The 4,843-nt window shown below is 62.5% G+C and carries 7 protein-coding genes; 4 read left to right on the top strand and 3 right to left on the bottom strand.

The features are described 5' to 3' along the window. Positions 1 to 342, bottom strand: a 342-nt coding sequence (locus tag AC1D1P_RS14325) for a polyprenyl synthetase family protein (protein WP_477673446.1), incomplete at its 3' end; no start/stop codon positions are given. Between the two features lie 53 nt (positions 343 to 395). Further along, on the bottom strand, positions 396 to 656 hold the full coding sequence (gene xseB, locus AC1D1P_RS14320) for an exodeoxyribonuclease VII small subunit (RefSeq protein WP_477673445.1): 261 nt from the start codon (positions 654 to 656) through the stop codon (positions 396 to 398). 278 nt (positions 657 to 934) lie between these two features. On the opposite strand from xseB, the gene AC1D1P_RS14315 reads away from it, so the two are divergent. The 4 genes from AC1D1P_RS14315 to AC1D1P_RS14300 all read left to right on the top strand — a co-directional run bounded on the left by AC1D1P_RS14315 (position 935) and on the right by AC1D1P_RS14300 (position 4,427). Then, positions 935 to 2,053 (top strand): aromatic ring-hydroxylating oxygenase subunit alpha, encoded by a 1,119-nt coding sequence (locus AC1D1P_RS14315; protein WP_477667992.1) that lies wholly within the window; start codon positions 935 to 937, stop codon positions 2,051 to 2,053. Positions 2,054 to 2,150: 97 nt separating this feature from the next. Next, positions 2,151 to 3,053, top strand: coding sequence for a DMT family transporter (locus tag AC1D1P_RS14310; RefSeq protein ID WP_477667993.1), 903 nt, complete (start codon positions 2,151 to 2,153; stop codon positions 3,051 to 3,053). Positions 3,054 to 3,063: 10 nt separating this feature from the next. Next, the gene (locus AC1D1P_RS14305) at positions 3,064 to 3,963 is read left to right on the top strand and encodes a sulfurtransferase (RefSeq protein WP_477667994.1); all 900 of its coding nucleotides are present in this window, start codon (positions 3,064 to 3,066) and stop codon (positions 3,961 to 3,963) included. A 197-nt stretch (positions 3,964 to 4,160) separates the two neighbouring features. Beyond that, the gene (locus tag AC1D1P_RS14300) at positions 4,161 to 4,427 is read left to right on the top strand and encodes a hypothetical protein (RefSeq protein WP_477667995.1); all 267 of its coding nucleotides are present in this window, start codon (positions 4,161 to 4,163) and stop codon (positions 4,425 to 4,427) included. A 117-nt stretch (positions 4,428 to 4,544) separates the two neighbouring features. On the opposite strand, the gene AC1D1P_RS14295 is transcribed toward AC1D1P_RS14300, so the two are convergent. Beyond that, positions 4,545 to 4,727: a hypothetical protein gene (locus tag AC1D1P_RS14295; RefSeq protein WP_477673444.1), complete on the bottom strand. Its 183-nt coding sequence runs from the start codon at positions 4,725 to 4,727 to the stop codon at positions 4,545 to 4,547. Positions 4,728 to 4,843 lie beyond the last annotated feature (116 nt).

Below are 4,843 nucleotides of genomic sequence, written 5' to 3'. Positions count from 1 at the left end.
GACATGCACCGTGGGCTTGCCGCGGCGCAGCACATCGTTGTCCATGCAGGGCATGTCGTCGTGCACCAGCGAATAGGCGTGGATCAGCTCTACCGCGCAGGCAGCCCGCAGGGCGGCTTGCGCATTGCCCTGCACGGCCTCACAGRCCGCCATGACCAGCAACGGCCGCAGGCGTTTTCCACCGTCGAGCACGGCATAACGCATGGCGTCGCCCAAGCCCGCAGGCGCAGGCGCGTCGCTGGGGCAGGCAACCCAGCGCGACAAGGCGCTCTCGACATTGGCAAGCTGCCCGGCACTCCAGGCGCTCAAGGTAAACAAAGGCAGTTTTTCAGGGGCGTTCAATCGTGGGTCTCTTTTTTAGGGGGTGAAGGAATGTTCTGCCTGCAATGCGCCGGTTATTCCTGCACCCACGGCTTGAGTTCCGTGCCTTCCAGCACCTTGATCTGGGTTTCCACGGCCTCAAGCTTGTCCCTGCAGAACTTCAGCAGCTGCGCACCGCGCTGGTAGCCGGTAAGCAGTTGGTCCAGCGGCAGCTGCCCGGATTCCAGGCYGTCAACCAGCCCTTCAAGTTCCTGCAATGCGGCCTCATAGCTGGCGGGCAATGCCGGAACAACGGAAGCGGAGGCAGCAGCGGTGGACGAAGGACTTTTGGCCATGGTGATTTGGATGAAGGCTGATTTTAGGCCGTTGCAGGCAGTTTGCGATCCCGGCGCCCGGGGCTACGAATCCATACATCTCTATTATCCGGCGGCGGCGTGCGAAGACCCGCAAAAAGGCCTGCGCGGGTACAATTGATAACAGTTCTCGACAACAGCAGTGCCCCTGCTGCGGGATATCCGGCCTTGTTTTCTCCGTGGGCTGTCGCTCAGCCTGCCTACCCGCTTGTCAACAGCCTCCACCGCCTTGGCGCGGAGGCATGTTCACCGAAATTTGCATGTCTGATCTCAGCCTCCGTCTCCTGCAGGCCACCAGCCAGCTCCCCATTTCCAGCTACTTCGATGCGGGCTTGTACCAGCGGGAGCAGCAAAAGCTGTTTGCCCGCGGGCCGCGCTACCTGGGCCATGAACTGGCCGTGCCCCACCTGGGCGACTATTACGCCCTGCCGCATGAGGGCGAAGGGCGGGCGCTGGTGCGCAACGCCTCAGGCATCGAGCTGATCTCCAACGTCTGCCGGCATCGCCAATCCACCATGTTGCAGGGCCGCGGCAATACCGGCAGCAACATCGTCTGCCCGCTGCACCGCTGGACCTACAACACCTCGGGCGAACTCATAGGCGCGCCGCACTTCGAGATCGACCCCTGCCTGAACCTGAACCGCTACAAGACCACGACCTGGAATGGCCTGGTGTTCGAGGACACCGGCCGCGACGTGGCGGCCGAGATGTCGCAGCTGGCCACCTACGCCGACCTCGACTTTTCAGGCTACCAGCTCGACAAGGTGCACCTGCACGAGTGCAACTACAACTGGAAGACCTTCATCGAGGTCTACCTGGAGGACTACCACGTCGGCCCCTTCCACCCCGGCCTGGGCGGCTTCGTCACCACCGACGACCTGCGCTGGCAACTTGAGCCTGACTACTCCGTGCAGACCGTGGGCGTGTCGGACAAGCTGGGCAAGCCTGGCACCGACACCTACAAGAAATGGCATGACGTGGTGCTGCAGTACCGCAAGGGAGTGCCGCCCAAATACGGCGCCATCTGGCTCACCTACTACCCGCACGTGATGGTTGAGTGGTACCCGCATGTGCTGGTGGTCAGCACGCTGCATCCACAGGGCCCCGACAAGACGCTCAACGTGGTCGAGTTTTTTTACCCCGAAGAAATCTGCGCCTTCGAGCGTGAATTCATCGAAGCTCAGCAAGCCGCCTACATGGAAACCTGCGTGGAAGACGATGAGATCGCCCTGCGCATGGACGCCGGCCGCAAGGCCTTGATGGTTCGCGGTGACAACGAGTTCGGGCCTTACCAAAGCCCCATGGAAGACGGCATGCAGCACTTTCACGAGTGGTACCGCCGCGAAATGGGCGCCAGCAAAACCACGCAGATGATCTGACGGCACCGGAACTGCTATTTATTTGATAGCTGTTTTCGCACAGCCATTGCGGATCCCAGCCTCTTTTACCACTCATAACTCCTTCTCCTGAAAATCGATGCAAGCCGTCTGGATGATTCTTTCCTCCTTCCTGTTTGCCACGATGGGGGTCTGCGTCAAGTACGCGTCAGAACACTTCAACAGCGCCGAACTGGTGTTCTACCGCGGCACCCTGGGCATCGTCTTCATGGCCGCCTACGCCCGCGCGCGCGGCATCACCCTGGCCACCCGCTACCCGTCCATGCATGCCTGGCGCAGCGTGATTGGCGTGATGTCGCTGTCAGCCTGGTTTTATGCGATTGCCCATCTGCCGCTGGCGACCGCCATGACGCTCAACTACATGAGCAGCGTGTGGATTGCGGCCTTCCTGGTCGGCGGTGCGCTGATGCTGGGCAAGGCCGGCCAGAAAGGGCCCAGCCAGGGGCCTCTGGTCATGGCCATCCTGGCAAGCTTTGCCGGCGTCGTCATGCTGCTGCGCCCCGCCATCGACCAGAACCAGACCTTTGCCGGGCTGGTGGGCCTGATGTCCGGCCTGGGTGCTGCCTTTGCCTACATGCAGGTGATGGCGATTTCGCGCATGGGCGAGCCCGAAACGCGCACCGTGTTTTATTTTGCCGTGGGCACGGCGGTTGCCGGCGCGCTCGGCATGTGCGTCATGGGCATCACACCCTGGAACTGGGAACACGCGCTGTGGCTGCCGCCTATCGGCATCCTGGCTTCACTGGGCCAGCTGTCCATGACCAAGGCTTATTCCATGTCTGAAAACCATGGCGGCACGCTGATGGTGGCCAACCTGCAGTACTCGGGCATTGTGTTCGCGGCTATCTACAGCCTGATCCTGTTTGGCGACAATATCCCCCTGATCGGCTGGGCCGGCATGGGCCTCATCATCGTCAGCGCGATTGCCGCAACTGTTTTGCGCGCCCGCGCTGCGCCGAATGCCCCGGCTGAAGAGCATTAAGGAGTTTTCCATGAGCTACACCACCCTGATTTCCGCCGAACAACTGCAAGCCCTGATCGCATCGGCCAAGCCCCTGCGTATCTTCGACTGCACCTTCGACCTGATGAAGCCCAACGCCGGCCAGGAGCAGTACCTCGCCTCGCACCTTCCCGGCGCCGTGTATGCCAACCTGGACACCGCATTGAGTGCCAAGCACGGCGTGGCGGGCGCCCATGGCGTGATCACGGCCAGCGGCGCTGATACACCCGCGTCGGGCGGACGCCACCCACTGCCCAACCGCGAGAAGTTCGCCACCTGGCTTTCCAGCGTCGGCTTTGCCAACAACATGCAGGCGGTGGTGTATGACCGCAACGGCGCCAACTACTGCGGGCGCCTGTGGTGGATGCTCAAATGGGCCGGTCATGAAAACGTGGCGGTGCTCGACGGTGGGCTGCAAGCATGGCAGGCCGCCAGCGGCGCCGTCAACAGCGGCGAAGAACCTGCGCATTTCCAGGCCAGCTTCCTCCTGGCGCCGGAAAAAGCCACATTGGTATCGGCCCAGACCGTGGCGAGCCAGTTGGGCCGCCCGGCACAAACACTGGTTGATGCACGCGCCACGCCACGCTTCAAGGGCGAGGTGGAGCCGCTGGATCCGGTGGCCGGCCACATCCCCGGCGCATTGAACCGCCCCTTCGGCCAGAACCTGGGGCCCGACGGAAAGTTCAAGCCGGCAGTCCAGCTCAAGGCCGAGTTTGAAACCTTGCTGGCCGGCCGCGACCCGGCCACCGTGGTACACCATTGCGGCAGCGGCGTCAGCGCCGTTCCCAACATCATTGCCATGGAGTTGGCCGGCCTCGGAAGAAGCGGGCTCTACGCCGGCAGCTGGAGCGACTGGTGCAGCGACCCAGCGCATCCGGTCGCACAGGGCTGAGGCCGCCCCGCTTCGCGGCGCCGCCAGAAACACAAAAACCTGCATGCTTTCCGGCATGCAGGTTTTTCTTCTTGTTGAGGCGGCCGCGCAGGACCCGCTCAAAAAGTGCCGGTCAATGCCGGATTTTCAGGTCCGATTACTTGGCCGGAGCGCTGGCTGCCGTACCAGGCGTCGCTGCGTCACCTGTCATCGGAGACGTGCTGGTTCCCATTGGGGTGCTACCGGTTGTGGACGTACCCATCGAAGAGCTGCTGCCTGTTGGGGATGGCGTGGTCGACGGCGAAGGTGTGGTCGAGGGTGAAGCGGCAGGTGTCGAAGGCGACGCGCCGGTGTCTTCCACCTTTTTGCCACAGGCTCCCAGTGCCAGCAAAGCGGCCAGGGCAACGGCGGTAAGGGCAGCAGGTTTGAATTTGGATGCGTGCATGTCGGTTTCCTTTTTTGAAGATGAAATGGCTGAACGGTGAGTGGCTGAACGTCAGCCGGAATTCAATTTAGCCCGCTACATCGGGCTTACCCCATGAGACGGTGTCCCACAGGGCTGTAAGCGTTTTTCGCCTGATGCGCACACAGAGGCGCCTGCATCAGCAGGCGCGCGCGTGGCCGGACAGGCGGATGCGCTTGTGCGGATTGTCCAGGCGTGACCCCGACGAAGGGCCGGCACCGCGACTGCTCCGCGAGCCGTTGTCCGGCCGGTCACCCAGGCGTCCTTTCGAAGGGCTGGGTTCGGGCCTGTGGGAGTGAAGTGTCTCTGCGGCGGTTTTCATGACGGTCTCCTTGAAGGTCACCTTTGCTTGCGGCAGAAAGCAGCAGCGAGGTGCAGACTGTTGAGTGGGATTGGGGGGTGGTTTGCGGCGCTTGCACACCTGCTACGCACCTGTGC

The organism is Polaromonas sp. P1_E1_2 (assembly GCF_056406035.1).
The sequence above is the reverse complement of the archived record's forward strand: the minus strand, read 5'-3'. Positions and strand labels throughout refer to the sequence as shown.